The sequence below is a fragment of the Streptomyces sp. URMC 126 genome, assembly GCF_051386555.1.
Lineage (GTDB): Bacteria > Actinomycetota > Actinomycetes > Streptomycetales > Streptomycetaceae > Streptomyces.
The window spans coordinates 1-252 of the sequence record NZ_JBPQTX010001113.1 but is presented as its reverse complement, the minus strand read 5'-3'; the positions used below and the strand labels follow the sequence as shown (position 1 = coordinate 252).

General features: G+C 68.7%; 1 pseudogene. It reads right to left on the bottom strand.

The window, feature by feature from the left end:
• Positions 1-252, bottom strand: a pseudogene (locus tag ACSNOK_RS35300) (LacI family transcriptional regulator); the annotation flags it as partial.

Genomic DNA, 252 nt, shown 5'->3' with positions numbered 1-252 from the left:
CGCCCGTAGGAGCACGTCAAGGACTCTCACCGGAGAGTGAGGGCTCATTGCCAGACGAGCGTCGAGGGCTGCCTCCCACTGCTCGGTCAGGCCACGCGTCAACCGCTTGCGCATGCCGGGGGTGACGTGGGCGTAGCGGGCGGAGACGGAGCCGTCGATGTGGCCCATGCGTTCGTCCATGAGGACCTTCTCGGTGCCGAGGTCCTCCATCACGGTCCGGTGGGTGTGGCGGAGGCCGTGGGGTGTGAGGCC